The 26,366-nt window shown below is 67.9% G+C and carries 24 protein-coding genes; 8 read left to right on the plus strand and 16 right to left on the minus strand.

What is annotated here, in order from left to right:
• The 5 genes from BACI349Y_RS10765 to BACI349Y_RS10785 form a co-directional block, all read right to left on the minus strand.
• On the minus strand, positions 1–451 hold a 451-nt coding region (locus tag BACI349Y_RS10765; protein WP_159632092.1), incomplete at its 3' end, for a hypothetical protein.
• Positions 441–743: a hypothetical protein gene (locus tag BACI349Y_RS10770; protein ID WP_159632093.1), complete on the minus strand. Its 303-nt coding sequence runs from the start codon at positions 741–743 to the stop codon at positions 441–443. The genes BACI349Y_RS10770 and BACI349Y_RS10765, both read right to left, overlap by 11 nt.
• A 112-nt stretch (positions 744–855) precedes the next feature.
• Positions 856–1,371 carry a flavin reductase family protein gene (locus BACI349Y_RS10775; protein WP_159632094.1) on the minus strand — a complete coding sequence of 172 codons (516 nt, stop codon included), beginning with the start codon at positions 1,369–1,371 and terminating at the stop codon, positions 856–858.
• 136 nt (positions 1,372–1,507) lie between these two features.
• Positions 1,508–2,455, minus strand: coding sequence for a 5'-3' exonuclease (locus BACI349Y_RS10780; RefSeq protein WP_159632095.1), 948 nt, complete (start codon positions 2,453–2,455; stop codon positions 1,508–1,510).
• Between the two features lie 169 nt (positions 2,456–2,624).
• The gene (locus BACI349Y_RS10785) at positions 2,625–3,260 is read right to left on the minus strand and encodes a dihydrofolate reductase family protein (protein WP_159632096.1); all 636 of its coding nucleotides are present in this window, start codon (positions 3,258–3,260) and stop codon (positions 2,625–2,627) included.
• A gap of 148 nt (positions 3,261–3,408) precedes the next feature.
• On the opposite strand from BACI349Y_RS10785, the gene BACI349Y_RS10790 reads away from it, so the two are divergent.
• Positions 3,409–5,550, plus strand: a complete 2,142-nt coding sequence (locus tag BACI349Y_RS10790; protein WP_159632097.1) for an amylo-alpha-1,6-glucosidase — start codon at positions 3,409–3,411, stop codon at positions 5,548–5,550.
• On the opposite strand, the gene BACI349Y_RS10795 is transcribed toward BACI349Y_RS10790, so the two are convergent.
• Positions 5,547–7,550, minus strand: a complete 2,004-nt coding sequence (locus BACI349Y_RS10795; RefSeq protein ID WP_159632098.1) for a vWA domain-containing protein — start codon at positions 7,548–7,550, stop codon at positions 5,547–5,549. The genes BACI349Y_RS10790 and BACI349Y_RS10795 overlap by 4 nt on opposite strands.
• Before the next feature lie 14 nt (positions 7,551–7,564).
• A complete protein-coding gene (locus tag BACI349Y_RS10800) occupies positions 7,565–8,953 on the minus strand; it encodes a sigma 54-interacting transcriptional regulator (RefSeq protein WP_159632099.1) in 1,389 nt (462 codons plus the stop codon).
• A gap of 222 nt (positions 8,954–9,175) precedes the next feature.
• Between BACI349Y_RS10800 and BACI349Y_RS10805 the strand changes: the two genes are divergently transcribed.
• Both BACI349Y_RS10805 and BACI349Y_RS10810 read left to right on the plus strand, forming a co-directional pair.
• A complete protein-coding gene (locus BACI349Y_RS10805; RefSeq protein ID WP_159632100.1) occupies positions 9,176–9,805 on the plus strand; it encodes an MSMEG_4193 family putative phosphomutase in 630 nt (209 codons plus the stop codon).
• Between the two features lie 58 nt (positions 9,806–9,863).
• On the plus strand, positions 9,864–10,565 hold the full coding sequence (locus tag BACI349Y_RS10810; RefSeq protein ID WP_159632101.1) for an SCO1664 family protein: 702 nt from the start codon (positions 9,864–9,866) through the stop codon (positions 10,563–10,565).
• 56 nt (positions 10,566–10,621) lie between these two features.
• Here BACI349Y_RS10810 and BACI349Y_RS10815 read toward each other — a convergent pair whose 3' ends face one another.
• The gene (locus BACI349Y_RS10815; protein WP_159632102.1) at positions 10,622–11,365 is read right to left on the minus strand and encodes an SGNH/GDSL hydrolase family protein; all 744 of its coding nucleotides are present in this window, start codon (positions 11,363–11,365) and stop codon (positions 10,622–10,624) included.
• 245 nt (positions 11,366–11,610) lie between these two features.
• On the opposite strand from BACI349Y_RS10815, the gene BACI349Y_RS10820 reads away from it, so the two are divergent.
• Positions 11,611–12,381 carry an MBL fold metallo-hydrolase gene (locus tag BACI349Y_RS10820; RefSeq protein WP_236560794.1) on the plus strand — a complete coding sequence of 257 codons (771 nt, stop codon included), beginning with the start codon at positions 11,611–11,613 and terminating at the stop codon, positions 12,379–12,381.
• Here the strand turns inward: BACI349Y_RS10820 and BACI349Y_RS10825 are convergent.
• The gene (locus BACI349Y_RS10825) at positions 12,378–13,202 is read right to left on the minus strand and encodes a DUF1206 domain-containing protein (RefSeq protein ID WP_159632104.1); all 825 of its coding nucleotides are present in this window, start codon (positions 13,200–13,202) and stop codon (positions 12,378–12,380) included. The genes BACI349Y_RS10820 and BACI349Y_RS10825 overlap by 4 nt on opposite strands.
• Positions 13,203–13,382: 180 nt before the next feature.
• Between BACI349Y_RS10825 and BACI349Y_RS10830 the strand changes: the two genes are divergently transcribed.
• Positions 13,383–16,001 (plus strand): excinuclease ABC subunit UvrA, encoded by a 2,619-nt coding sequence (locus BACI349Y_RS10830; RefSeq protein WP_236561019.1) that lies wholly within the window; start codon positions 13,383–13,385, stop codon positions 15,999–16,001.
• Positions 16,002–16,010: 9 nt separating this feature from the next.
• Entirely contained in the window at positions 16,011–16,898 is an 888-nt protein-coding gene (locus BACI349Y_RS10835; protein WP_159632106.1) for an SDR family NAD(P)-dependent oxidoreductase, read from the plus strand.
• Here the strand turns inward: BACI349Y_RS10835 and BACI349Y_RS10840 are convergent.
• From BACI349Y_RS10840 to BACI349Y_RS10850, 3 genes are read right to left on the minus strand one after another with little or no spacing between them, the layout of a single operon-like run.
• Complete coding sequence (locus BACI349Y_RS10840) at positions 16,843–17,616, minus strand: enoyl-CoA hydratase/isomerase family protein (RefSeq protein ID WP_159632107.1); 774 nt, start codon at positions 17,614–17,616, stop codon at positions 16,843–16,845. The genes BACI349Y_RS10835 and BACI349Y_RS10840 overlap by 56 nt on opposite strands.
• Complete coding sequence (locus tag BACI349Y_RS10845; RefSeq protein WP_159632108.1) at positions 17,616–18,293, minus strand: flavin reductase family protein; 678 nt, start codon at positions 18,291–18,293, stop codon at positions 17,616–17,618. Before BACI349Y_RS10845 ends, BACI349Y_RS10840 begins: the two co-directional genes overlap by 1 nt.
• Positions 18,294–18,299: 6 nt before the next feature.
• Positions 18,300–19,622 (minus strand): MFS transporter, encoded by a 1,323-nt coding sequence (locus BACI349Y_RS10850; protein WP_159632109.1) that lies wholly within the window; start codon positions 19,620–19,622, stop codon positions 18,300–18,302.
• Between the two features lie 370 nt (positions 19,623–19,992).
• On the opposite strand from BACI349Y_RS10850, the gene BACI349Y_RS10855 reads away from it, so the two are divergent.
• Positions 19,993–21,426: a flotillin family protein gene (locus BACI349Y_RS10855; protein ID WP_159632110.1), complete on the plus strand. Its 1,434-nt coding sequence runs from the start codon at positions 19,993–19,995 to the stop codon at positions 21,424–21,426.
• A gap of 19 nt (positions 21,427–21,445) precedes the next feature.
• Positions 21,446–21,688, plus strand: a complete 243-nt coding sequence (locus BACI349Y_RS10860; protein WP_159635537.1) for a hypothetical protein — start codon at positions 21,446–21,448, stop codon at positions 21,686–21,688.
• Between the two features lie 28 nt (positions 21,689–21,716).
• Here BACI349Y_RS10860 and BACI349Y_RS10865 read toward each other — a convergent pair whose 3' ends face one another.
• Genes BACI349Y_RS10865 through BACI349Y_RS10880 form a run of 4 tightly spaced genes read right to left on the minus strand, consistent with a single transcriptional unit; the run spans position 21,717 to position 26,226 of the window.
• Positions 21,717–22,748 (minus strand): aldo/keto reductase, encoded by a 1,032-nt coding sequence (locus BACI349Y_RS10865; protein WP_159632111.1) that lies wholly within the window; start codon positions 22,746–22,748, stop codon positions 21,717–21,719.
• 15 nt (positions 22,749–22,763) lie between these two features.
• Positions 22,764–23,714 carry an SMP-30/gluconolactonase/LRE family protein gene (locus tag BACI349Y_RS10870; RefSeq protein ID WP_159632112.1) on the minus strand — a complete coding sequence of 317 codons (951 nt, stop codon included), beginning with the start codon at positions 23,712–23,714 and terminating at the stop codon, positions 22,764–22,766.
• Positions 23,715–23,754: 40 nt separating this feature from the next.
• Positions 23,755–24,021, minus strand: a complete 267-nt coding sequence (locus tag BACI349Y_RS10875) for a hypothetical protein (protein ID WP_236560795.1) — start codon at positions 24,019–24,021, stop codon at positions 23,755–23,757.
• Positions 24,022–24,048: 27 nt separating this feature from the next.
• Complete coding sequence (locus BACI349Y_RS10880) at positions 24,049–26,226, minus strand: bifunctional polysaccharide deacetylase/glycosyltransferase family 2 protein (protein WP_159632114.1); 2,178 nt, start codon at positions 26,224–26,226, stop codon at positions 24,049–24,051.
• Between the last annotated feature and the right edge of the window lie 140 nt (positions 26,227–26,366).

Consider the following 26,366-nt stretch of genomic DNA (forward strand, 5'->3'; position numbering starts at 1 on the left):
GCCCGGTCCCGGTGGTGTCTGCCAGGGCAGGTGCCGGGGCGCCGGCGGCCGGCTCCGCGGCCGGCGATGCCGTGGCGGCCGCAGCTGCCACCTGCGTGGCGATATCCGCCCGGACGGCCGACAGCGCGTCCTCGATGCCGCGGTAGCGGGCAGCCGAAACACGGCCTGCTGCCGCTGCTTCGCCAAGGTCCTTTTCGAGCGCCTGCAGGGCGGCCAGCGCCCCGTCCATCCTGTTCTCGGAGGCAGCTTGGCTGATGCTCAGCACGCGGATCTGGAAACCTCGCAGTACGTCGTCGTCCGTGCCGCCCGGGCGGACGGCTGCCGCGCCAGCGACGAGGCATGCAACCACGGCGCAGCACAGGATGATCAGGGCGCGGACCCGGCGGCGGGGTGCGGGAGTGGACGCCTCCGCCGGAGCGGGTCCCGCCGGTTTCTCCGGCTCAGGCCGCATGCCTGCCCCGCATCGGAAGGGTGGACGCGGAACGCACGGGCAGTACCGTCACAGTGGCGGTATCAACTGCGGGCGCCGGCACCGCAGCCACGCGCACCGGAGAGGCCGGCCGCGCCATGAGGACGCGGGCTGCGGTTCGGAGGGCGGTGGCGATCAACAGGCCAATGCCAATTCCGAGGAGGACGTGGCCGGCCAGGTAGTGCTGGGCCGCTCCGGGGCCACCTGCCGCCGCCACCGCAGCACCGCCCAAGGTCAGCGCCAGTGACAGGGCCGTACCGAATATTGCGCCCATGGCTCCTGCTCCCATCCCATTTAATCAGCAAGCTTACTAGTAATGCTCAGTAAGCTTACTACCACATGGGCCGGAAGCAAGAGTGGGAGGGGCCGGGGAGGCGGAGCAGCAGTCAGCCTGCCGCTTCGAGCAGGTGCCCGGCCGGCGCGAGTCCGGCGTACCGGCCCTTGAAGAACAGCAGGGGCTCGGCGTCGCCCCGCGCGTGGAGGTGCCGCACGGCAGCCACCACAATGGTGTGGTCACCGCCGTCGTACTCTGCATGGAGGGCGCAGTCGATCCAGGCGAGCGCGTTCTCCAGGACCGGATTCCCCAGCGGCGAGGGGGTGTGGGCGACTCCCGCGAACCTGTCCGTTCCCGGGCGGGCAAACTGTCCGGCGAGGTGCTGGTGTTCCGCGGGGAGGATGTTGACGGTGAAGGAACCGGCCCTCCGCAGCACCGGCCACGTGCTCGATGTGCGTGCCGGGCTGAAGGTCACGAGCGCCGGTTCCAGCGACAGGGAGGCAAAGGACTGGCAGGTGAAACCCACGGGCCCTCCGGGGGTGGAACCGGTGACCACGGTCAGGCCGCTGGCGAATGTTCCGAAGATATCCCGAAGCCGGCGGGGAGCGAGATCTGAAGTGACTGTCATGGAGTGGCCCTCTCGTCTGGATCGTTACCTCACCAAACCACCAGCCGGCCGGGCCGCTCAAGCCGCCCGAAACACGCAGACGCGTACCGACACGAAAGGTCACGGCCGTACATCCGGCGTCATCGGTTCCGGGCCGTTATGCCGGCTGCGCCCGCTGGTCCAGCGCGGCGAGCAGCCGGCGGACGGAGCCGCCGAGGTTCCAGTCGATGGCCAGCCGCTCAAGTTCGGCGCGCCGGTCACCCGTCACCGGCTGCAGCAGGGCGCCCGCCTGCTCAAGGGTGGGCAGCTCGAGGTCGCGCACCAGGCGGACGACGGCGGGAGCTGCTTCGAGGTACGCGGCAGCGGCGGAGAGTTTGGCCCGGACGGGACCGGACACGCCGCCGTCGTCGTCTTCCGCAGCAGCCAGCAGCCGTTCCAGGGTGCCGTACTTGAGCAGCAGGGATGCCGCCGTCTTCTCGCCGATCCCGGCGACGCCGGGCAAGCCGTCGGAGGCGTCGCCGCGCAGCGTGGCGTAATCGGCGTACTGCTGCGGGAGGACCTTGTACTTGGCCACGACGGTTTCTTCGGTGATGACTTCGAGGTTCTTCATGCCGCGGGCTGTGTAGATCACCCGGACCTTCCGGTCGTCGTCGCAGACCTGGAACAGATCCCGGTCGCCCGTAACGACGTCCACGGGAAGGCCTGCCTGGCTGGCGTAGGTGCCCACGACGTCGTCGGCCTCATGTTCCGCTCTTCCCACAATGGCGATGCCGGCCAGCTCCAGCACGCGGCGGATCATAGGCAGCTGCGCTTCCAGGCCCTCAGGCACCACTTCGACGTCGGTGCCGCCGGGGACCGCCTGCGCCACCCGGTGGGCTTTGTAGGTGGGGATCAGGTCCACCCGCCACTGCGGCCGCCAGTCATCGTCCCAGCAGGCCACCAGGTGGGTGGCCCCGTAGTCGGTACTGAGCCGGGCAATCATGTCCAGCAGTCCGCGGACGGCATTGACCGGCGTGCCGTCCGGGCGGCGGATAGTGTCCGGCAGGCCGTAGAAGGCGCGGAAGTACAAGGAGGCAGTGTCGAGCAGCATGAGGCGCTGGGGCATACCTCGATCCTCACACGGAAATGGCCACCCGGGCAGTAGCCGCGATCTCCGCCGTGGCGCCTGGAAGGACTGGGCAGGGATTCCCAGTCCCGGGAGGCCCCGGCCTGCCTGCTCGAACCGGACATGCTGCGTACGGTTCAGCCGGACGTCGGGGTGCCAAGGGCGCCGGTCACGGTTGCCCGGTGCCGGGCGGGCCGGTGAGTACCGTGGGAACGTACTCCAGCAGCTGGAGCCTGCCGTCGAACGTCCTGCTCTGCACCATGTCCAGCCGGACGTCGGGATATCCGTCGAAGATCCGCTCCCGCCCGGTGGCGCCGGTAATGACGGGGAAGACCACCAGCCGGAACCGGTCCACGAGGCCCGCCACCAGCAACGACCGTGCCAGGCTGATGCTGCCCAAGGTACTCAGGGGTCCCGTTCCCCTGCGCTTCAGCTCGCGGACCGCATCAACCGCGTCCCCGGTTACCAGGGTCGAGTTCGGCCAGTCCAGGGGAGACTGCAGCGAGGAAGAGAACACGATTTTCGGTACTGCGGACAGCCCCGTGAGGCTGGCGCCCTCCTCCTCGGAAAAACCAGACCGGTTCGCCGCGGCCTGCGCAGACATGCCGTACATCAGCCGGTACGTATTCGCGCCCAGGAGGAAGGTGTAGTTGTTCGCCGATTCCTGGTCCAGCCAGGCAAGGTATTCGGGCCCCTCCAGTCCCCACCACCCGGGCCAGCCCTCTGCGGAGGCGTAACCGTCCAGCGAAATGATCAGGTCCACCATCAGGGGTGCCTGGGACGGTTCGGCAGGTGTGGCGCCCATGGCCGGCTCCTTGGACTGATCGGCGTTGATTTGGCGGCAATGCTATGCCCGCCAGGGCGGAGGTACAAGGGTCCGGCCCTTTCATCAGCCCTGCCGCAGGCGTAGCGTCTATTGCGCCGGAACCGTCGTAGCCGTCTAAGGAGCGGACATGGCTGGATGGAATGCAGACACAGCGGCAGGGCCTGTGGGGGCAGGGACCGTGACCCTGGTCGAGGGCTCATGTTTTTGTATCTCCGCAGCCAATGGTGATATCCACCCGGACCTGCCCCACGGCGTCTTCCATGAGGACACCCGCATCCTGTCGGGGTGGAGCATGACGGTGAACGGCCAGCCCCTTGAGCCGTTGACGGCGGAGACGAAGGAACCCTACCGGGCACTGTTCATCGGCCGCGTTCCCCGTGCCGACGGGTATGCGGACAGCCCCTTGATCGTGGAGCGGCTGCGGGAAGTGGCGGCCGGAGTGGTTGAGGAGATTACGATCCGCAACTATTCCGGCAACCCCGTTGAATGCAGCATCTCCGTCGGCGTCGATTCGGACTTCGCCGATCTGTTCGAGGTGAAGGAGGCGAGGGTCCAGCGGCGGTGGGACGTCACCCGCGGAGCCGACGGCGATTCCCTGATTATCAGCGCGGCCTGGCAAGACCTGCGGAAAGCTGTCCTGGTCAGGGGACGCGGCGCCGTCGCCTCCGCCGGCGCACTCACATACCGCGCCGTGGTTCCCGGATACGGCCAGTGGAGCACGCGGTTGAGCGTGGCACCGGCAGGGCAGCACAACGTTACGCGCCCCGCCGGGCACGGGGTGTCACCGAGTGACCGGAGGCACCAGGAATGGGTTGCCAAAATCCCCAGGCTGCAGATGGCGAACCGGTCCATTGAACGCACGCTGCGGCGCAGCTATGACGACCTCGGCGCGCTCCGGATCGAGGACCCTGAGCATCCGGAACGGATAGTGGTGGCGGCCGGGGCCCCATGGTTCATGACCCTGTTCGGGCGTGATTCGCTGTGGGCTTCGGAGATGGCCCTGCCCGTGGACCCGTCCCTGGCCTTGGGCACCCTGCAGACGCTGGCGGACCGGCAGGGCAAGGTAGTGGACCCGATGAGCGAGGAGGAACCCGGGAAGATCCTGCACGAAGTCCGGTTGGGCGTGTCCTCCGGGCTGGCGCTTGGCGGCAAATCCATCTACTACGGCAGCGTGGACGCCACCCCGCAGTTTGTGATGACCCTGGCATCGGTCAGCCGCTGGGGGTTCGGAAAGGACGCCATAGCCGCCCTCCTGCCCAACGCCGACCGGGCCCTGGACTGGGTCAGGACCTACGGCGACAAGGACGGCGACGGGTTCGTTGAGTACCAGCGCCTCAACGACCAGGGCCTTATCAACCAGGGGTGGAAGGACTCCTGGGACGGGATCAATTTCGCGGACGGAACCATTGCCGAGCCGCCCATCGCGCTTTGCGAGGTGCAGGCTCTGGTCTACTCAGCGTTGCTGTCCCGGGCATGGATGGCGTACGACGCCGGGGACGCGCCGTTGGCTGCCCGGCTCACCGCCGAGGCGGCGCAGTTGAAGAAAAGGTTCAATGAGGAATTCTGGCTGCCGGAACGTGGCTACTTCGCCGTTGCCCTGGACGGCCGCAAGCGGCCGGTTGATGCCTGCGCCTCGAATATGGGGCAGTGCCTCTGGCACGGCATCGTTGACGATGACAAGGTGCCGCTGGTGGCTGAACGGCTGATGTCGCCGGAGATGTTCAGTGGCTGGGGTGTCCGGACCCTGGCCTCAAATATGGGGGCCTACAACCCGGCCAGCTACCACAACGGTTCAGTCTGGCCGCATGACAATGCCATTATTGCGGCCGGACTGATGCGGTACGGATTCGTCGAGGAGGCGCAGAGAATCGCCACCGCCCTGCTCGAAGCCGCGGATTTTTCCGGCGGCCGGCTGCCGGAGTTGTTCTGTGGCTTCAGCCGCGAGCAGGTGGCCGAGCCGGTGCCCTACCCCACGGCCTGCTCCCCTCAAGCCTGGGCGGCCACCGCGCCGATCATGCTGATCACCTGCCTGATGCGGTACGACGCCCACGTCTCCCGTGGTGGTTTTTGGATGGATCCGGCGCTGCCCCAGTCCTACGGGAACCTGCACATCACCAACGCTCCACTGGCCGGCGGCCGGATCACCATCGACATCAGAGACGGCGAACCTGCGGTGCAGGGCTTGCCGGAGGGCCTGACGTTCCACCGCGAACACCGGCCCTGGCTGACCGAGCTCATCTCGCAGGCCGGACTGGACGCCAAAAGCTAAACATCCCAGTCGCCGTCGGCGTAGGCGCTGCGGACGTGGGCGCGCAGGTACTCCCCCACCACGGCAGCTCCAAGGCCGCCCACTTCGGGCGCCACAACCCGGCCGTCCACGCGCTGGGCCATCCGCTGGATAAACCGCTCCAGGCCGGGGTCGTTGCCCAGGCGGAAAAAGGTGGCCTGGACGCCGGCGCGGCCAAGGCGGTCCAGTTCGGCAACCGTGGCGCGGATGGTCTCCGCGTCCGGCGGCCAGTTGAACCAGGAGTCCCCGTCGGGCAGGAGGTGCGCCGTGGGTTCGCCGTCCGTGACCACCAGCAGGACGGGCTGCATGGACGGGTGCCGGCGGAAGAAGCGGCCGGCCAGCAGCAGGCCGTGGTGCAGGTTGGTTCCCTGTTCGCGGAGGGCGGGCAGCGCCGTGAGTTCTCCGATGTCCATGGCCTGCGCATAGCGGCCGAAGGTGATCAGCTCCAGCCGGTCACCGCGGAAGCGGGTGGACACCAGGTGGTGCAGTGCGAGCGCGGTCCGCTTCATGGGAACCCATCGTCCTTCTGCAGCCATGGAGAAGGACACGTCCACCAAAAGGGCCACGGCGGCCTGCGTGCGGGCCTCCGTTTCCGATACTTCGATGTCGCCGACGGCGAGGCGCAGTCCCCGGGCCGGGTCACCGCCGTCGGCCATGGTGCGCCGGATGGCGTTGGTCATGGTGCGGGTGACGTCCCACGGCTCGGCGTCCCCGAACTCCCACTGCCGGCTCGAGCCCGTCTGTTCTCCTGCGGCCCCGGCCATCCTGGTGTCCCTGCTTCCCTGCCGGCCGGACAACTGCCTGGCAGCATCACGGAGCAGGGACTTCCCAAGCCGCCGCATGGCCTGCGGGGACAGCCTGAGGTCGCCGTCGGCGCCACGCCGCAGGTAGCCGCCGTCCTGCATGGCCCGCTCGATCTCCGCGAGGGTACGCGCACTTACGGCCGCGTTTTCGCCAAGCTGGCGGGTGAGCGCGTCCAGGTCCAGGTCATCAAGGCGGGAGCCGTTGTAGGACTGGGAGAGCTGTTCGGACAGTTCGTCGAGTTCGGCGATGTCCTGCAACACCCCGGTGCCGTCCCCCAGTCCCAGGCCTTCCTGCCCTTCAAACCGTTCCGAGCCTGTCCAGTCCTCCCCCGGGCGGAGGGCCTGGAGGGTGGCGTCGAGTTCGCTGAGCTGGGCCATCAGTTCGGGCGAGCCGAAGGCCTGGGCGGAGAGCCGCATCAGCTCACCGCGCTGCTCCGGGGACATCGACTGCAGGAGCCGCTGGGCGGCGGCGGCGCGCTGGGCGAGGGCGTCCACCAGCTCCTCCACCGACTCCGGGTTCTCCGGAAAGAACTGGCCGTGTTTGGCCATGAAGTCCTGGAAGTCGGCGTCGGTGTCCTCCCCGCGCCGGTGCTTGCCCAGTAGTTCGTTCAGGTCCCGGAGCATGTCATTCACTGCCTGCCGGTCCTCATCGGTGGCGCTCTCCAGCGCCTGCTTCATGCCGGCGAAGCGCTGCTCAAGGACTTCCCGGCCCAGCAGGTCCTTGATGTGTTCGTAGGCCTCACGTGCTGCGCTGGATTGCCAATCGTAGGACGCCAGCTCATTGACCGCCGCAGCCGTGGAGGGTGGGAGGTTCTGCAGCTGCATCTCCCGGAAGGCACGGTCGGTGTTGTCCATCATGGCGTCCCGCGCCAGTTGCTTGCGCTCCTCCAGCACCGCGGTGTCCAGGAGCTTCTTTACTTCGTCCAGGGTGCCGTCCAGCCGGTGCCGGCTGAGCAGGTCGCGGCGCCGATGCTGGACGCGCCGGGCAAGGTCATCCAGGCCGTCCCGGTTCCGGCCGCCGCGCCGCAGGAATTCCTGCAGGGCGTGGCGGGGCGAGTAGCCGGCCATGACGTCTTCGGCGACGGCGTCAAGCGCCTCGGCCAGGTCGACCGGCGGGGCGAGCGGGTCCGGGCCGCCGGTATACCGGCCGTACTTGGCGGACCGCTTGTGGATGGCCATGGTGCCTCCTGAGCCTAGCCGTAGATGGTTTCCTCGTCGTCGGATTCCTTGGAGATCCGGCGGCCCAGGTACAGCCCTTCAAGGGCCAGTTCGACGGCGGCGGCGAGCTGTCCGTCATTCGCCGCGCCCAGGCGCCGCCCGATTTCGTCGTACAGCCCCGAGCCGTTCAGCGACGGGAGGTTGCCCAGGAACTCCTGCGCCGTGACCTGTTCACCCGTGGTGACGGTCCGGTGCCCATCCAGGGCAGCCACGAGCGGACCCATGTCCAGACCCTGGAAGTGCGCGCGGACAGCTTCCGCAGTGGCGGTGCGCAGGAGGTGGTCAAGGACACCCTGCTCCCGCCCTTCCTCGCCGGATTCGAACTCGATCTTGCCCGTCAGCACCTCCACTGCTGGCTCCAGGTCGATGATGCGGGCCACCGCCTGCTCCTCCCCCCGCAGGCTGGCCCGCCGCAGTGCCGCCGCGGCCACCGTCTCCGCCCCGGCGATGGCGAACCGGGCCGAAACGCCGGACGTCTGGTTGATGGCGGGCGACTCCCGCAGCGCCCGGGTATACCTTGCCAGGATCTCCAGGATGAACGGGGGGACGTCCGCAACGAGCCGGCCCTCCTGCCGGATGACCGCTACTTCGTCTTCCAGTTCGATGGGGTAGTGGGTCCGGATCTCCGCACCGAAGCGGTCCTTCAGCGGGGTGATGATGCGCCCGCGGTTGGTGTAGTCCTCCGGGTTTGCTGATGCCACCACCAGCACGTCGAGCGGGAGCCGCAGCACGTAGCCGCGGATCTGGATGTCCCGTTCCTCCATGACGTTGAGCATGGCCACCTGGATGCGTTCAGCCAGGTCCGGGAGCTCGTTGATGGCGATGATGCCGCGGTTGGAGCGTGGGATCAGCCCGTAGTGGATGGTTTCCGGGTCCCCCAGGCGGCGTCCCTCGGCCACCCGCATCGGATCCACGTCACCAATCAGGTCAGCGACCGACGTGTCCGGGGTGGCGAGCTTCTCCACGTAGCGCTCCGAACGGTGCCGCCAGGCCACCCGCAGCCGGTCCCCCTCCGTCAGTGCCCGGGCACGGGACTGTTCGGTGATCGGGTCAAAGGGATGCTCGTTCAGCTCCGAATCCTCGATCACCGGCGACCACTCGTCCAGCAGTCCGGCCAGGGTGCGGAGCAGACGGGTCTTGCCTTGCCCGCGCTCACCCAGCAGGACAACGTCATGGCCGGCGAGCAGGGCCCGCTCGAGCTGCGGAATCACCGTCCGGCTGAAGCCGTACAGGCCCGGCCAGGGGTCACGTCCGGCAGCAAGGGCGGCGAGGAGGTTGTCGCGGATTTCGTGCCTTAGGTCCTTGTGGACGTATCCTGCCGCACGCAGTTCACCAACGGTGTAGATATCGGGGCGATCAGTCACTCCTCTACGGTAAGCCCCGCCTTGCGGCTAATCGATAGATTCCTCCAGATTCCTGTGGGACCCCGGGCCTCGCAGGCTCGGCACGGGGCCCCCTCGCGGCTACCGCTTGCCGCTCCCCGCGCCTCGCAGGCTCGGCACGGGGCCCCCTCGCGGCTACCGCTTGCCGCTCCCCGCGCCTCGCAGGCTCGGCACGGGGCCCCCTCGCGGCTACGCTTAGACCCAATGACACAGAGCACATTAATCCTCCTGGTGCGGCACGGCGAGACCCCCACCACCGGCACCGTCCTGCCGGGGCGGGCCCCGGGCCTGCATCTTTCCGGGCGCGGCCGCACGCAGGCTGAAGCTGTTGCCGAACGCCTTGCGGGCCTGCCTGTCGACGCGCTCTATTCGTCACCCCTGGAGCGGGCACGGGAGACAGCGGAGCCCACGGCCGCCCGCACCGGCCGGACCGTCATGGAAGAAGCCGGGCTTTTGGAATGCGATTTCGGTGACTGGACCGGTGCCGCGCTCGCCGGGCTTGCGGGCCTGCCGGAGTGGCAGACTGTCCAGCACAACCCGTCGGCGTTCCGCTTCCCCAACGGCGAGGGCTTTTCCGGAATGCAGGCGCGGATGGTTGGGACGCTGGAGGATCTTCGGACCGCCCACCGTGGTGGCGTCGTGGTCTGTTTCTCCCATGCCGATCCCATTAAGGCGGCCGTGGCACACGCGCTGGGCACCCACCTGGACCTTTTCCAGCGGATCGTGATCAGCCCGGCGTCGGTCTCGGTGATCTCCTATGCGGACGGCCAGGCGCCGGCGGTGCTCACGGTGAATTCGATGTCGGAGCCCCTGAGCGGGCTGAGGGCGCCGTGATGCCATCCGGTCCGGCAGGGAACGACTGGCCGCGGGACGCGGCGGCACGGGGCATGCGGTGTCCGGGCGGGAGCTGACCCTCCTCACTGAGGGCCGCGTGGAACTGCTGGGCCGCATCATGAGCGGCAGCAATGCCACGTTCCTCGCGGAGCTTTCCTGCGGTGACGATTCCGCCTGGGCCGTCTACAAGCCGGAGGCTGGAGAGCGGCCGCTGGCGGATTTCGACGCCGGCCTGTACCGCCGGGAGCGCGCCGCGTACCTGCTGAGCGAAGCGCTGGGCTGGGGAATGGTGCCGCCCACGGTGGTCCGCACGGATGCCCCGCTTGGAGTGGGGTCGCTGCAGTGGTTCATCGAGGGCGACCACGAGGAACACTACTTCACCCTGTACGCGGACTCCCCGGAAACCCACGACGAACTGGCCCGGATGGCCCTGTTCGACTACGTGGCCAACAACACGGACCGCAAAAGCGGGCATGTCCTGCGCGGAGCGGACGGCCGCATCTGGGGCATTGACCACGGTCTGTGCTTTTCCGCTGCCTTCAAGCTGCGCACGGTGATCTGGGACTTTGCCGGCGAGCCGATCCCGGACAACCTGCTGGCGGACATCAGTCCCCTGGCGGACACTGTTCCGGCTGACGTGGCAGCGCTGCTCCATCCCGCCGAGGTGGTTGCCCTGCAACGCAGGGTCCAGCGGATGCTGCAGGAGATGGTGCTGCCCGTTGACCACACCGGCCGGCGCTATCCCTGGCCGCTGATCTAGGCGCCCCAGGTCCGGGTGTCTTGGATTCAGTCGCCCCAGGTCCGGGTGTTTTAGGTTCAGGCGGCGGGCCTGCGCGGGTCCTGGCGCCCTTCCAGCGCGGCCGCGGCCGCCGGCGCCGCCTGCTCAAGATACGCGCCGATGTGGTCCAGCAGGTAGTGCTGCCCAAGCACTGTGGGATGGTCGCCGTCCGGGCCAATCAGGTCATCAAAGTCATCGCTGATCCACCCCTCGGCGATCGGGTCCACGTACTCACCGCCCGCCCGCGCAGTGGCAGTCCTGAGTTGGTCGCTGATATCCAGGAGCCCGGGGTCAGGGTCCGTGGTGTACGACGGCGGCCCCACCACAATGATCCTGGCGTCCGGGGCAAGGGCTTCTGCCCTGTCCATGGCGGCGAGGGCCGCGTCGCCGACGTCGGCAGAGGCGTAGCCGAGATCGTTTTCCGAGCCGAAGAAAACCACGATCCCGGTGTCAGGGGTGACGTAATCATCCACCTGCGTGCCGAAGGTTCCGTTGTAGTCGCCCAGGCTGAGGTAGCCGCTTCCATCCTCGGCTGCGTTGACCACCTCAAGGCCCGCCACCTCCGGGTCCGTCCGCATCAACGCCGGCCACGCCTGCTGCGGCGACGTGCCGTGACCGGTGCTCAGCGAGTCCCCCACCACCACAACGCGGACGGGGGGCGCCGCCGTGGCCGGGGGCTGGGTCCGGGCTGCACTTCCCGACGTCACGGCCAGGAGGAGGGCAGCCACACCGGCCGTCACCAGCCGGCCGGGATGCCCGTGCAACAGCGCACTGTCCTGCATGGCACCTCCTCCTGCCTGGAATTTCCGGGTGGCCGGGGAACGTCCGCCGGCCGTTGATCTTCTTGTCCGTGTCCCATCGTAGGCAATTGTGGGAATACTTTAGGGCCAAGGTGACCAGGATCAACAGGATGCACAGCGACTGCACAGGAACTTTTAGGGCATTAGGTACCCTGGTGGCTGCCGTCCGGGGTCAGGCCATCCGGCGCCGACCAGGCTGCACTGCAGCCGCGGGCTACGCTGTATTCGTGCAGCGGCAGGCAACCGGGTGGAATCCCGCAACCAAAGTTTCCGAGCAGGCGCCCGGCGTCTACTTCGCCGAAGGGCCGGCCTCCAACTGGATCGTGGTGCGGGACCCTTCCGGGTTCATCCTTATCGACAGCGGCTACCCCGGTGACCGCAGCAACGTCCTTGCCTCGATCCGCCATCTGGGCCTGGAACCGGCCAACGCCCTTGCCCTGCTGGTCACGCATGGACATGTGGACCACACGGGCACTGCCGCCTTCTTTTCCGAAACATTCGGAACCCCGGTCCTGTGCGCCCCCGGGGAGCTGGCCCACGTCCAGGGTAAGGAGAAGCACCAGGTCACCTTCGGCCAGGTCATCCGCCGGGCCTGGAAGCCGCGCATCTTCCGCTGGATGGTGCACGTCATCAGGGCGGGTGCCCTGGGTGCCAAGCCAGTGCCGGCGGCCGAAGCGTGGGACGCTGACAGGCTCCGGGCCCTGCCTGGCCGGCCCGTTGCCGTACCAGTGCCCGGCCATACGCCAGGCAATGCAGCCATCCACCTGCCGGGGGCGGGTGCCATCGCCGTGGGCGACTGCTTCGTCAGCGGCCACCCGATCAGCCGGACTTCCGGACCGCAGATGCTGCACCCGATGTACCACGCAGATCCGGCCGCAGCCGAAGCCGCCCTGCAGAACCTGGCCGGGTTGGAATCCCCGGTTGTCCTTCCGGGCCACGGACCTGCCCTGCGCGCCCCGCTGGCGGAAGCGCTGGCGGTTCTCGGGTACCGCGGCTAGAACTTCCCGTACCGCGCCCTCGCCATCGAGTACACGCCGTAGCAGATGAGGCCCGCGGCGATGGCGGCGAGGAGGATCCCGCCGTAGGGCTGCGCGCCCAGGGTCTTCAAGCCGCCGTCGAGGCCGGAGGATTTGGACGGATCGGCGGTTACTGCCGCCACGATGACCAGGACACCCACGACGGCGAGCACCACACCCTTGGCTGCATAACCGATGATGCCAAGCCATTCCACGGCGGTCCGCGCGTTGCCCGGGTCCTGCAGGTCCTCCATGAACTTCCTGGAAACGCCCCGGTAGGCGTAAAGGACGCCGCCTGCAATGACCGCCAGCCCCAGCACCACCAGAAGCACCACCCCGGCGGGCGCTCCCATCAGCTTTGCGGTGAAATCGCTGGCCGACTGGCTGGAGTTCTTGCTGCCCCCTGCGGCAAAGACGCCGAAGGTAAAGGCAAGGAAAGCGAAAATCACAGCTTTCCCCGCAGCACCGGCAGCTTTCTTCAGTTTCTTCTTGGAGTCGGTCTCCGTGCGCGCCCCAAAAGCAGCCTCGCTGAGCATCCAGAGGGCAAGCGCCGCACAGGCAACAGTGCCGGCCCAGAGCAGGATCCCGCCCCCCGGCTTGGATGCCAGGCTTCCCAGCGCCCCGGACTGGTCAGCTTCTCCACCCTGGCCCCTGGTCAACTGCAAGGCAATGGCACCGATCAGGATATGAAGCAGGCCGATGAAGACATATCCGGTACGGGCCAGAACGCGTACCGCCGGGCTGCGGCCCGCCGAGGCCGCCCCGGATACTGCCCTGTTAGCTCCCTGCGACGCGTTGCCCATGGCCGGCCCTTCCAGATATGTAGTTGATCTCCTGCTCCGCGGCCGGCTTTCCTTGCCCGCGCCGCGGAATGCTTCAGTGTAAATCCGTCCGCGCCGTCCCGACAGATCCCCGAAAGTTCCGGCCACGCACCGTTGGCTACTACAGTCGAAGCGGTGCATGCCAAACAGAACGCCGATGGACTGACCGAGCTGAACATCCCCGGCCCCACCGCGGATCACGCCGAAAACGGCTTCGTCCGCGTGCGCGGCGCCCGCGAAAACAACCTGCGAAACGTCAGCGTCGATGTGCCGCGGGATGCGATCGTGGCGTTCACCGGGGTTTCCGGTTCCGGCAAATCGTCCCTGGCCTTCGGCACCATCTACGCGGAGGCGCAGCGCCGGTTCTTCGAATCGGTGGCGCCCTACGCCCGCCGCCTCATCCAGCAGGGCCACAACCCCAAGGTGGACCTGATCACCGGGCTGCCGCCCGCCGTCGCACTCCAACAGCGCCGGGGAACGGCGACGTCCCGGTCCACCGTGGGGACCGTCACCACGCTGTCCAATTCGCTGCGCATGCTGTTCTCCCGTGCAGGCAGCTACCCGGAGGGCGCAGCGCCGCTGGACTCGGACGCCTTCTCCCCCAACACCGCAGCAGGCGCCTGCCCGCAGTGCCACGGCCTGGGCACCGCCCACACCGTCAGCGAGGCATCCTTGGTTCCGGACACGTCCCTGAGCATCCGCGACGGCGCCATTGCGGCCTGGCCCGGCGCGTGGCAGGGCAAGAACCTCCGCGACATCCTCACCCACTTGGGCTACGACGTGGACATCCCCTGGCGGCAACTGCCCAAAAAAGACCGCGACTGGATCCTCTTCACCGAGGAACAGCCCGTGGTGGAGGTAACGCCGCAGCGCGACCGCGTGGCCAAACCGTACAAGGGCCGCTTCTGGAGCGCCAGGAGCTACGTCATGCACACCCTGTTCGACTCCAAAAGCCCCGCCATGCGGGAAAAGGTGCTGCGCTTCATGGAAACCGGGCCCTGCCCGCAATGCAGTGGAACCGGGCTCAGGCCCGAGGCCCTCGCAGTGACCTTCGCAGGGCAGACCATCGCCGGGCTCAGCGCCGTGCCCATGACCGAACTCGCGGACATCATCCGCCCCACCACCAGGCTGGCCACAGCGGGAACTGCGTCCCGCAAGCAGTCCTCCGAGTCCAATGCGGTGGCTGTGGCCATCACCCGCGACCTCCTCCAGCGCATCAATGTGCTGCTGGAACTGGGCCTGGGGTATCTGGCGCTGGGGCGGGCCACCCCCACGCTCTCGCCGGGGGAAATGCAGCGCCTCAGGATCGCCACCCAGCTCAGGTCGGGGCTGTTCGGCGTGATCTACGTGCTGGATGAGCCGTCGGCGGGTCTGCACCCGGCGGACGCCGAACCCCTCCTGGCGGTCCTGGACCAGCTCAAGTCGTCGGGAAACTCCGTGTTCGTGGTGGAACACAACATGGACATGGTCCGCCGGGCTGACTGGCTTGTGGATGTTGGGCCCCGGGCCGGGGAGGACGGCGGAGAGGTACTGTACAGCGGGCCCGTGCAGGGCCTCGATGAGGTGCCGGAGTCGGTGACGCGTCCGTTCCTTTTCCCGGGCGGGACAGGTGCGAAAGAACCAGGGGCGGCCGCTGACGGCGCGGGCAGGGATGCCCTGCGGGAACCCTCCGGCTGGCTGGAACTGCGGGGCGTCAGCCGCCACAACCTGCGGGACCTGGACGCCGCCTTTCCGCTCGGCGTCCTGACAGCGGTCACGGGCGTCTCGGGCTCCGGGAAATCCACGCTGGTCAGCCGGGTCCTCGCCGACGTTGCCGGCGCAGCACTTCGCGGCACCGGTGAAGCCGGTACCGCGGCACCCGCCGGGGAGCCGGAGGACGACGTCGAGGAACAGGGCGGACCGTTGACCGTGGGGCACGTCTCCGGGCTGGAACGGATCGACCGCCTGGTGAAGGTGGACCAGAAACCGATCCGGCGCACGCCGCGGTCCAACCTGGCCACCTACACGGGGCTGTTCGATGCCGTCCGCAAGGAATTCGCCGCCACCGATGCCGCCAGGAGCCGGGGGTTCGGCCCGGGACGCTTTTCCTTCAATGTGGCCGGTGGACGGTGCGAGACCTGCCAGGGCGAAGGCTTCGTGGCCGTGGAGCTGCTGTTCCTTCCCGGCAGTTACGGCCCGTGCCCTGAATGCGCGGGCACCCGATACAACCCCGAGACCCTCGAGGTCACCTACCAGGGCAGGAACATCGCGGAAGTACTGGGCATGACGGTCAACGCCGCGGCCGGTTTCCTGGCCGCGGTTCCCGCGGCCGCACGGTCCCTGCAGACCCTGCAGGAAGTGGGCCTGGGCTACCTCCGGCTGGGCCAGCCCGCCACCGAACTTTCCGGCGGCGAGGCGCAGCGGATCAAGCTGGCCACCGAACTGCAGCGGGCCCGGCGCGGGCACACCCTGTACCTCCTGGACGAACCCACCACGGGGCTGCACCCTGCCGACGTCCAGCTCCTGATGGCGCAGTTGAACCGCCTGGTCGATGCCGGGAACACGGTCATCGTTGTGGAACACGCCATGGACGTGGTGGCCGACGCAGACTGGGTCATGGACCTGGGACCCGCTGGTGGCGACGCCGGCGGTACGATCGTCGCCGCCGGTGACCCGGCCGCCGTCGCCCGTTCCCGCAGCAGCCGCACGGCCCCTTACCTCGCGGCGGCACTGCAGGCGGCATCCGCCGGCAAAGGCCGCCCGGGGCGGGCGCACCTTGCCCCCGGGCGCCCGGGGGCGTAGGACAGAGGAATGCGTACCCGACGGGCGGTGCCCGCCCACGACGTCCTTCGCGGCCGCGTGGCGGTGGTGACTGGTTCGTCGCGCGGGCTGGGGTTTGAAATGGCCCGGGTCCTGGGCCTGCACGGCGCGGCGGTGGTGCTGGCAGCCAGGTCGGACGACGGCTTTGCTGCCGCCGTCCAGCGCCTGCGCGCTGAAGGGATCGCGGCGTCCGGCAGGCGCTGCGACACCGCCGAGCCGGGAGACGTTGCGGCGCTCCGGGACGAGGCCCTGGCCCGGGGGACGTTGGATATCTGGGTCAACAACGCCGGCACCTCGGGGGTTTTCGGACCCACGGCGTCGACGCCCATCGATGACTTCACGCGGGTGGTGCGCACCAACATCCTGGGTACGTTCCACGGCTCCAGGGTTGCTTTGCCTGTGTTCCTGGGCCAGGGCCATGGCGACCTGGTCAACCTGTACGGCCAGGGCGACCGGGGTCCGGTGGCGCTGCAGAACGCCTACGCGTCAAGCAAGCGGTGGGTCCGCCAGTTCACGGAGACCCTGCGGCTGGAAACCAAAGGCACCGGTGTCCGGGTGCACGGCATGAACCCCGGACTGGTGGAGACCGACCTCCTGCGGCGTGTGACGGCGCAGGCAGGGTACGGGCAGCGCCTCACCGGCCTGCAGGTGGTGGTCGGCCTGTGGGGGCAGGCCCCGCGTGAGGCGGCGCGGCCCATCCTGGACCTCGTGACCTCAGACGCCGCGGAATTCCGGTTCCTGACCCGGCGGCGGATGGTCACGCACAGCCTGCGCAACGTGCTGGGCGGCCGCCTGCGGCGGGCAAACAGGATGCCGTTGGACATCACGGTGGTGGAGCCGGCGGACCCGCCCCGGTCCGGCGGTGGAGAAAGCCCGTGACCCGGTCCGGGAACTCGACGGGATCCACCGCAGGGCCCTTTGGCGCGCGGCGGCCGGCCTCCGTCAGGAGGCGCAGGCCCTCATCCACCGCCGCTTTCGATGCCCTCAAGGAAGCCGCTGAGGCTCCCTTCCACGGGTCGAGGACCGCAGCGAGCGCAGCGTCTGCGTTGTCGTCCGGGGCCAGGGTGGTGACCAGCCCCATGTCCCACGCCTGGCGCGCCGTCAGCATGCGGCCCGTGTAGAGAAGGTCCTTGGCCCGGGACGGACCTACCCGTAGTGCCAAACGGGCGGCGAAGGTGGGCGGAACCAGCAAGCCCAGGCGTGCCACAGGCATCCCCATCCGTGCTGTGGGGGTCAGGAGCTGCAGGTCGCAGGCAAGGGCAAGCTGGCAGCCCCCGCCGGCCGCAACCCCTTCGACCACCGCCAGGGTTGGGACGGGCAAGTCCTCGAGCGCCTGCAGGGCGGCTTCCAGCACGTCAAAGGTCCGGCCAACGTCCGTGCGCGACGTCCCGTCCCATTCGCGGATGTCGGAGCCGGCGCAAAACACCCCACCGCGGCCGCGCACCACGACGGCGCGCAGGGTCGGGTCGGAGGCCAGGCCGTGCACTGCGCACCGCAAATCCTCCCAGTCCCGCTCCCCCAGGGCATTGAGCCTCCCGCCGCTGCCGAAGGAGATCGTGGCAATGGACTCCGCCCCGTCAACACTGACCGTGGCCATCAGGAGCCTGCCTCCCCCGGGGTTTGTATGCCTCCTGTGCCAGGCTCAGTCATGTGCCCCTCCCGCGGGGTGAAAGAACCAGGCCACTGCGACGCGCGGATCCGCGGCAAGTGACGGACGGGGCCAAGCATGCCCCATTCGTCCCCGCCCAGCCGTGACAGCGGATCAAGCCCGGCCACGTCCGGATGGTCACCGCTGAGCACCTGGGATGAGACGGACGCGTGCACCACCAGGCCGAACACCAGGACGCAGTCACCCATGCGCAGGGTCTGGTGAAGCGAGCATTCCAGAACGGCCGGAGACTCCTTGACCCTGGGCGGCCGGACCGCCGCGCTGGGCTCACGGGCCAGGCCGGCGGCGTCGAATTCGCTCACATCTGCGCTGAAGTTGGTCCCGGTGGCGTTGACCTCCTGGATCAGCGCTGCCGGGGCGAGGTTCACCACGAACTCCCCGGTTGCCTCGATGTTCCGCAGCGAATCCTTCTCGCCCACCGAGGTGAACTGAATGATCGGGGGGTCCACTGAGGCAACCGTGAAGAACGAATGGGGCGCCAGGTTGTCCACCCCTGCCGGGGAGGTGCTCGAAACCCAGGCGATGGGCCGCGGAACCACTACTGACGTAAGGAATTTGTAGAAGTCCCGCGGACCCAGTTGTTTCGGATCGAAGTCTGTTCGCATCCGGTCCTACGGGCTTCCTGGCGTGGCGGCGGCCGCGGCATCCTTGGCCAGGGCTCCCTTGGCCCTGGGAAGGAAGATGAGGGCGGCCATGGCGATCACGCAGCAGAGGATGATGTACAGCGAGATCGACGTCGAGTTCCCATAGGTCGCCAGCAGGGCGGCGGCAATGAGGGGCGCGGGACCACCGGCGACGACGCTGGCGAGCTGGTACCCCAGGCCGGCGCCCGTGTAGCGGATGTCGGTGTCAAAACTTTCGGCGATCAAGGCAGCCTGCGGCCCGTACTGGATGTCATGCAGGATCAGGCTGACCACGACGGCAACACCAACCCACAGGGCGTCCCTGGTGTTGAGCAACCCAAAATAGGGGAAAGCGAACAGCGCTGTCAGCACGATGCCGGTTCCGTACACGCGGCGCCGGCCGAAACGGTCTGACAGGCGCCCGAAGAGGGGAACACTGATCAGCCCGAGTGCGGCCGCGATCAGTGTGTCATCAAGGATGGAATTGCTGTCCAGCTTCAGCTGCTTGGTGGCGTAGGTGATCACGAACGTAATGAACAGGTAGAACGGGGCCTGCTCCGACGTGCGCACCAGGGCGGAGAGGAGGATTTCCCTGGGCTGCCGCCGGATCACCTCGATGATCGGGGCACGCACCACCTTGTTCGACTTCCGGACTGCGTCGAACTCCGGGCTCTCGATGACGCGGAGCCGGACGAACAGGCCCACGCCGATCAGGATGATGCTGAGGATGAACGGGATCCGCCAGCCGTAGGCAGCGAATCCGTCAGTGCCGGTGGCGGCGGTGGTGATCCTGACGACGCCGGTGGACAGGACCAGGCCCAGCGGCACCCCGATCTGCGGCCAGGAAGCGGACAGGCCGCGGCGGTTCTGGTCGCCCCATTCCATGCTCAACAGGACAGAACCGCCCCACTCACCGCCCACGCCGATGCCCTGGATGATGCGGAGGACTACCAGCAGGACCGGCGCGGCCACTCCGATGCTTTGGTAGGTCGGAAGGCAGCCGATCAGCACCGTTCCGAACGCCATCAGGAACAGCGTGGCCATGAGTGTTGTCTTGCGGCCGATCCGGTCACCGAAATGGCCGAATATGGCGGCGCCGATTGGCCTGGCCACAAAGCCGACGAACTGGGTGCCGAAGGCGGCCAGCACACCGGCAAAGGCCACCTGGCCCGGGAAGAACAGCTGGGGAAACACCAGTGCGGCGGCAGTCCCGTAGAGGAAGAAGTCGTACCACTCGATGGTGGTACCCACCACGCTTGCCACGGTGGCGCGCCTGACGGCCTGCTCCCGGGTCACTCCTTGAATACTCATCATCACTCCATTGGTCAGATGTAGTAGAACGCCCGGCTTGAATGCACAACAAGGAAAGGAATAGTGAAACCAGGCGCTGGACCCGCATTGCGGTTCGTCTTCCCATCGTGCGAGCAGTAGTTGCCCATGTCAACGGCTTCCCGGCCGCCGGCGGCGGATGCCAGGTGCCGCCGTCGTACGCCTTATTCCGTTGCCGCAGGCAAATGTCGTCACGGCTCTGGACTCTTGGGCGGGGCCCAATCAGACTGTCTACAACAGCCGGCCAGGTGCACCGGAATTGACGGCACTTTCATTGGTCGGGTCATTGGACGGCTGCATTTATTGGGGTTTTCACCGTGATGCCGTTTTGCGGCGTCGAAAGGACCTGGCCATGCCGGACTTTGCACCGTTCTTTCCACTTATCGCCATTAGTCTCGGAGTGCTGTTTGCCGTTGGTTTCATTTGGGTGGCCACGAAGCTGATGTGGAAGGTGGCTGAGCCAAACGAGGCCCTGATCATTTCCGGGCTGACCCGGGGAACCCTGGAAACCAGGGAAGGAATGGATTTCAAAATCGTCACGGGCAAGGGCGCCCTGGTCCTTCCCGGCCTCCAGACCGTGCGGCCCCTATCGCTGACCCTGAATGAAACTGAACTCAAGGTTTCCTGCGTTACCTCACAGGGCATCCAGGTCATCGTGGAGGGCGTCGTCATTTACAAGATTGGGGACGCACCGCCCTTTATCGCCAATGCCGCCCGCCGCTTCCTGGGCCAGCAACCAAAGATGGAAAGCCAGGTGTATAACGTCTTCGAAGGCCACCTGCGTTCCATCATCGGCAGCATGACCGTCGAGGAGATCATCCGCGAGCGGGACAAACTCGCCTCGCAGGTCCGCAGCGCCAGCGGCGTGGAAATGGAGAAACTGGGCCTTGTGGTGGACTCGCTGCAGATCAAGGACCTGCAGGACCCCACCGGCTATATCCAGAACATCGCCAAGCCGCATATCGCGCAGGTGAAGATGGAAGCCCGGATCGCCGAGGCCACCCGTAACCGGGAAGCGGCGGAAAAGGAGGCGGAGGCGGCGGCCCTGATCGCGGATGCGCAAAGCGTCTCAGCCATCCGGCAGTCGGTGGCCCAGGCCAACGCCGAGCGTGCCCGGGCGAATGCTGCCCAGGCCGGCCCGCTGGCCGAAGCCACGGCCCGGCAGCAGGTGGTGGTGCAGGAAACGGAGGTTGCCAAGCTTGAGGCGGACCGGGAAGAGCAGAAGCTGCAGACCAGCATCCGGAAACCTGCGGACGCGAAAGCCTACGCCAAACGCACCGACGCAGAGGGCCAGAAGGCGGCGGACATCAGCGCAGCCGAGGCCCTGGCACGCCGCACCGAGCTTGAGGCCCAGGCCAACGCCCGCCGCACCGAACTCCAGGCGCAGGCCAACGCCACCGCGGCGGCCGCCGCGGCTGGAGCCACCAAGGTCACCGGCGAGGCCGAAGCCGCAGCGACCAGGGCGAAAGGCGACGCCGCAGCGTCAGCGATCAAGGCCAAGGCGCTCGCGGAGGCAGACGGCATCAAGGCCCGCGCGGAAGCGCTGGGTACCAACCAGGACGCGGTCATCTCCCAGCAGCTTGCCGAGAACATGCCGGCCATCATTGCCGCAGCGGCCGAGCCGTTCTCGCATGTTGGCCAAATGACCGTCCTGAACGGCGGCGAGGGCGTCAACAAGATGCTGGGCGGAATCCTGGCGCAGGCTGGCGACTACCTCCCGGCCCTCGCATCGGCGCTTCGGAAGGGTGAAGACACCAAGCGCCAGGCCAAGGCGCCGGGCGCGTAGGGATTCTGGGCACGCCATGGTGCGCAGGGACATCGACCGGAGCCTGACCGGGAAAATCGGCCGGGTAACCGGGCGCATCGGCCCGGGCACCATCGGCGAAGTCATGCTGCCCTACCTTGGCGGCACCATGGCCTTCCACGCCCACCCTTTTGACAAGAAAAGCGATTATCCGGTGGGCGCTGAAGTGTTGGTGATCTATTTCGACCCGCCGCAAACGGTGTACGTGGAGGAGCTGCCGGACGTGTTGAAGCACGCCCGGTGAAGCCCGGCGGCTTCCTCTCCCGGATGGGCTACCTGCCGCCCTCCATTTTGCGGCTGCGCTGCTCCTGGGCCATGGGGCCGTAGGGATACACCCCTGTCTCGGGCCGGCTGGCCTCGGTGAGCCGGCTGACCTCGTCCGCGCTGAGGCTCAGGTTGCCGGCCGCCAGGTTGTCAGCGAGCTGTTCCGTGGACCGGGCACCCAGGATCACCGACGTTACGGCAGGCCGGTCCGCCAGCCAGGCCAGGGCAACCTGGGAGGGGCTGACGCCATGGGAGGCCGCGATGCCTTCCACAGCTTCGATCACCGTCCATGTGCGCGGATTGTCGTTGCGCGCCTTCCAGGCTTCCATGCCGCGTTCGGGATTCTCCCCCAGGCGGGTTGCCCCGGAGGGACTCTGATCACGCCTGTACTTCCCCGACAACCATCCGCCGCCCAGGGGCGACCACGGCAGCAGGCCGATCCCGGCGTCAAGCGCGGCCGGCACGATCTCGAACTCGATGTCCCTGACCAGGAGGCTGTATTGCGGCTGCAGGCTGACGGGCGCGTGCCATCCCTGGCTGCGGGCCACGTGGACAGCCTTGGTGAGCTGCCAGCCCAGAAAGTTCGAGAAGCCGTAGTAGCCGATCTTGCCGCGGGTCACGGCATCTTCCAGGAACCGGAGGGTTTCCTCCACGGGGGTGATGGGATCCCACGCGTGCATCTGGTAGAGGTCGATCTGCTCCACCCCCAGGCGGCGGAGGGAATCGTCCAGTGCGCGCGTCAGGTGCCGCCGGGATGTTCCGACGTCGTTCGGTGCCGTCCCCATGGGAAAACGCCCCTTAGTGGCAACTACCGCTGTGTCCCGCAGGCCGGGACGCCGGGCCAGCCAGCGGCCGATGATTTCTTCGGACACGCCCGAGCTGTAGACGTCGGCGGTATCGATGAAGTTGCCGCCCGCTTCGAAGTAGCTGTCCAGGATGTCATGGGATGTTTCCTCGGTCGCTTCCGCGCCGAAAGTCATGGTGCCCAGCGCGAAGCTGGTGACGACGGCGCCGCTGTGGCCCAGGGTCCGGTGCTGCATGGTGTGTCCTCGCGTTCAGTTGCGGTCGGTGGGATGGTTGCGTGCGGCCGCGTCCGTGGTGGTGGTGCGGATCCGGTACAGGCTGGTGGTCGCGGTCAGGTAGAGGTCCTGCCCGTCGGGTCCGCCAAAACACAGGTTGGAGACGGTCTCCGGCACGGTGATGGTGCCCAGGAGTTTGAAGGACGGTGAGTAGATCCGCACGGAGGGGCCGGCCGAGGTCCAGATCCGTCCCTCGACGTCCACCCGCAGCCCGTCGGCCGGGTGGCCGTCCTCCAACTCGAGCGTGCCGGTCCTGGCGCTGCAGTGGCCGTCACGCACGGCGTAGGTGGCGATCCGCAGCGGAACCCCGTAGGCGCTGCAGTGGCCGTCACGCACGGCGTAGGTGGCGATCCGCAGCGGAACCCCGTAGGCGCTGCCGGCGGTGTCCGCGACGTAGAGGACAGATTCGTCCGGCGAGAAGGCCAGTCCGTTGGGATGCACGAGGTCGGTCACCACGGGGGTCAGCGTTCCGGAGGCCGGGTCGAAGCGGAACACATGGCAGCCCCCATATTCCTGCTCTCCCTCATGGCCTTCTTTTGTTCCCGGAAGGATGCCGTAGGGCGGGTCCGTGAACCAGATGCCGGCGTCGCGGGCAATCACCACGTCGTTGGGCGAATTCAGCCGGCGGCCCTGGAAGGAGTCAACGAGGCCGGTGACGGTCCCGTCCCGGTCGCGCTCCACCCGGCGCCGGCCGTGGCTGCACTGCACAACGCTGCCGTCGGCGTCGAGGGTACGCCCATTGGTGAACTCAACGCCGGTCGCGTATTCCTGTGTCACCCCGGTGTCCGGGTGGAACTCGAGAATGCGGTCGTTGGGGATATCGCTCCACCGCACCGTCTGCGACGACGGCACCCACAATGGCCCCTCCGCCCACACCGTACCGGTGTACAGGCGCTCCAGCACGCCGGCCGTCAGTCCGTTACCCATGAGAAAGCCCCTTCGCCGTCCAGGTTGTTGCCGTGCCCGCCTACGCCAGGTGCACGGCGTTCCATTCGAGCAGCTTAGGGTCCGCGAGACCTTCGGTCACGAAGGGGTCACCGGCAATGAAACGTTCGGCCTCCCCGTACGACGTGAAGATGCCCATCGAGCTCAGACCGGGCTCCGGAGACTGGAAGGGGCCAAGGGCGAGCAGTCCTCCCCCGGCGGCCCGGAAAGCCTCGTAGTACGCCTTGTGGCGGGGATAGACGTCCATGACGGTGGATCTGTGCACACCCTCGCGCAAGCTGTAGATCACGACACATTCCATGGGCCTGAACTTACCCTAGCCCTGGCCTTGGGTCTGCGGGACGCGCAGGCTGCCGTACCTTTCCATCCGGTGCCAGCGCAGGTGGACGCCGGCAACTGCCGTGACAACGGCCTGGATGACCACCAGGTACATGAGCTGCCGGTAGACGAACTGCTGCAGCGGGAGTGTCCAGAGCGGTCCCAGCCGTTCCCTGTCGAGCCGGAACGCGTAGGCGGCCATGAGCAATTGGACCGCCAGGAAGACCAGCCACAGCGCCCCGATCCGCAGCGGGTCCAGGAAGATCAGGCCGTAAAGGGCGAAGACATCGACGATGGGCGCGAACAGGGGAAGCAGCACCTGCAGTACCAGCAGGTAGCCCAGTCCACGCCGGCCAAGCTTGCCCGCAGCACCTCCCTGCACCACGGCACCCCGGTGCTTCCACATGGCCTGGAGGGTGCCGTAGCACCAGCGGTACCGCTGTCGCCACAGGGCGCCAAGGGTTGCGGGCGCCTCCGTCCAGGCCCGTGCGTCCTCCTGGTACACCACCCGCCAGCCGTCCCGGCACAGTGCCATGGTCAGGTCGGTGTCCTCGGCGAGCGTGTCGTCGCTGACGCCCCCGACGTTGCGGAGGGCCTCGATCCGGAAGGCGCCAATGGCCCCGGGGACGGTGGGCATGCATTCGGCGACGTCGAATAGCCTCCGGTCGAGGTTGAACCCCACGACGTACTCGATGTGCTGCCATGCGCCGAGGATGCCTCCCCGGTTGGCCACCTTGGTGTTGCCGGAAATCGCCCCCACCCGGGGATCCGCAAACGGCTGGATGAGGGCACGTACCGTATCGGGCTCGAAGACCGTGTCACCGTCCACCATGACCACCAGGTCGTGGCTGGCCGCCTGGATCCCTGCGTTCAGTGCGGACGGTTTGCCGCCGTTCTCCTTGCGGATGACGGTGACGCCGGGCAGGTCGAGGGCCTCCACGATGTCCGCCGTCCCGTCGGTGGACCCGTCGTCCACCACGATGACCTCTACCGGGTGCGTGGAGGCAAGGATCGACAGGACGGCGGCTTCGATCCCGACGGATTCGTTATAGGCCGGGACAATCACGGTCGCCGGTTCAGTCACCACGGGCCCTACCATCACGTCGACGCGGCGCCGGCCACGTCCTGATCCGGGAAGGCGGCGTGCAGCACGGCTGTGGCGTGCTGCGAAGAACATGACCAGAACGGCACGGAGGAAGGTCACGACGCCGGCGGCGACGAGCCCCAGGGAGATCGCCCAGACGACGAAATCGCTGAGGCGGATGCCCCAGACCAGGGCAGAGCCGCGCAGCTGTTCAACGCTGGATGCGGGGCGCATGCTGTCTACGCCGACGGCGTCCCCGACCGTGGTGACCTTGTACCCCTGCGCGGAGAAGCGCGACAGGGCGGAGTCCAGCGCGGCGACGGTCTGTTCCCTGTCTCCGCCGCCGTCGTGCATCAGGACCACTTGCCCCTGCGGCCCCGACGGGGTCAGGTTGGCTTCGATCGCTTTGGTGCCCGGGGTCTGCCAGTCCTCGCTGTCCAGGCTGCTGAGCACGGTGAGGTAGCCCTCGTCGGCCATTCCGTGGAGCGCGGACCACATGCCGTTCGTAATGGCGCTGTTGCCGGCGGTGTAAGGCGGGCGCAGCAGGGAAGCCGCCTGGCCCGTCACTCCCACAATCGCATCCTGGCCGCCCTGCACCTCAAGTTCGCGGCGCCAGTCCGGGGCTGTGCCAAGGTCGGTGTGGGTCAGCGTGTGGACGCCCACTTCGTGGCCTTCCGCCACGATGCGGCGCACCAGGTCGGGGTGGTCCACCGCCGCGGAACCAACGACGAAGAAGGTGGCGTGGACGTGGTGTTCCCGAAGTACGTCCAGGATGCGGGGCGTCCACACGGGGTCCGGACCGTCGTCGAAGGTCAGGGCGATGGTCCGGTCCGGCGGACTGACGGTTGTTACGGAGCCGCCGCGCGAATCCACCACGGGGCCGCCGTGCGAGAGCGTTGTGGGGACGGCGCCTGCGGCTTTGTCCGCCGGCAGGGAGTCCCCGGGCGCTCCACCCAGATGGTGGATGTATCCCTGCACGGCCAGGGCGAGCCCCAGGGCCATCAGGGTGGCGAGAAGGACAAACCAATGCGCCCTGACAGTGGCGGGGACGTTGCTTGTGGCGGGTCGGGAACCCTTATTCCGGCGGGTCATGTTACTGGTGCGCGGGGGCGGTGGGCCGTGTGGTCTGGCCCGGCGCCGAGCCGCTCGCGCCGGGGGCGGTCGCGCTGGAGCCCGGCGCTGTTCCGCTGGATCCAGGGGCGGTTGCGCCGGTGCCGGTGGCGGTTCCGGAC

The organism is Arthrobacter sp. 8AJ (assembly GCF_902506025.1).
GTDB lineage: Bacteria > Actinomycetota > Actinomycetes > Actinomycetales > Micrococcaceae > Arthrobacter.

Excerpts from the sequence above, each read along its gene's own strand:
- BACI349Y_RS10865 (WP_159632111.1), bottom strand. The coding sequence starts at position 22,748 with ATGCAGCACCGGACCCTGGGCCACAGCGGCGCCGTCGTCACCAGCTTC.
- BACI349Y_RS10785 (WP_159632096.1), bottom strand. The coding sequence starts at position 3,260 with ATGGGCGCCACACCTGCCGAACCGTCCCAGGCACCCCTGATGGTGGAC.
- BACI349Y_RS10795 (WP_159632098.1), bottom strand. The coding sequence starts at position 7,550 with ATGGCCATCCACAAGCGGTCCGCCAAGTACGGCCGGTATACCGGCGGC.
- BACI349Y_RS10775 (WP_159632094.1), bottom strand. The coding sequence starts at position 1,371 with ATGACAGTCACTTCAGATCTCGCTCCCCGCCGGCTTCGGGATATCTTC.
- BACI349Y_RS10825 (WP_159632104.1), bottom strand. The coding sequence starts at position 13,202 with ATGGGCAACGCGTCGCAGGGAGCTAACAGGGCAGTATCCGGGGCGGCC.
- BACI349Y_RS10790 (WP_159632097.1), top strand. The coding sequence starts at position 3,409 with ATGGCTGGATGGAATGCAGACACAGCGGCAGGGCCTGTGGGGGCAGGG.
- BACI349Y_RS10805 (WP_159632100.1), top strand. The coding sequence starts at position 9,176 with ATGACACAGAGCACATTAATCCTCCTGGTGCGGCACGGCGAGACCCCC.
- BACI349Y_RS10850 (WP_159632109.1), bottom strand. The coding sequence starts at position 19,622 with ATGAGTATTCAAGGAGTGACCCGGGAGCAGGCCGTCAGGCGCGCCACC.
- BACI349Y_RS10815 (WP_159632102.1), bottom strand. The coding sequence starts at position 11,365 with ATGCAGGACAGTGCGCTGTTGCACGGGCATCCCGGCCGGCTGGTGACG.
- BACI349Y_RS10855 (WP_159632110.1), top strand. The coding sequence starts at position 19,993 with ATGCCGGACTTTGCACCGTTCTTTCCACTTATCGCCATTAGTCTCGGA.
- BACI349Y_RS10780 (WP_159632095.1), bottom strand. The coding sequence starts at position 2,455 with ATGCCCCAGCGCCTCATGCTGCTCGACACTGCCTCCTTGTACTTCCGC.
- BACI349Y_RS10870 (WP_159632112.1), bottom strand. The coding sequence starts at position 23,714 with ATGGGTAACGGACTGACGGCCGGCGTGCTGGAGCGCCTGTACACCGGT.
- BACI349Y_RS10880 (WP_159632114.1), bottom strand. The coding sequence starts at position 26,226 with ATGACCCGCCGGAATAAGGGTTCCCGACCCGCCACAAGCAACGTCCCC.
- BACI349Y_RS10840 (WP_159632107.1), bottom strand. The coding sequence starts at position 17,616 with ATGGCCACGGTCAGTGTTGACGGGGCGGAGTCCATTGCCACGATCTCC.
- BACI349Y_RS10770 (WP_159632093.1), bottom strand. The coding sequence starts at position 743 with ATGGGCGCAATATTCGGTACGGCCCTGTCACTGGCGCTGACCTTGGGC.
- BACI349Y_RS10835 (WP_159632106.1), top strand. The coding sequence starts at position 16,011 with ATGCGTACCCGACGGGCGGTGCCCGCCCACGACGTCCTTCGCGGCCGC.
- BACI349Y_RS10845 (WP_159632108.1), bottom strand. The coding sequence starts at position 18,293 with ATGCGAACAGACTTCGATCCGAAACAACTGGGTCCGCGGGACTTCTAC.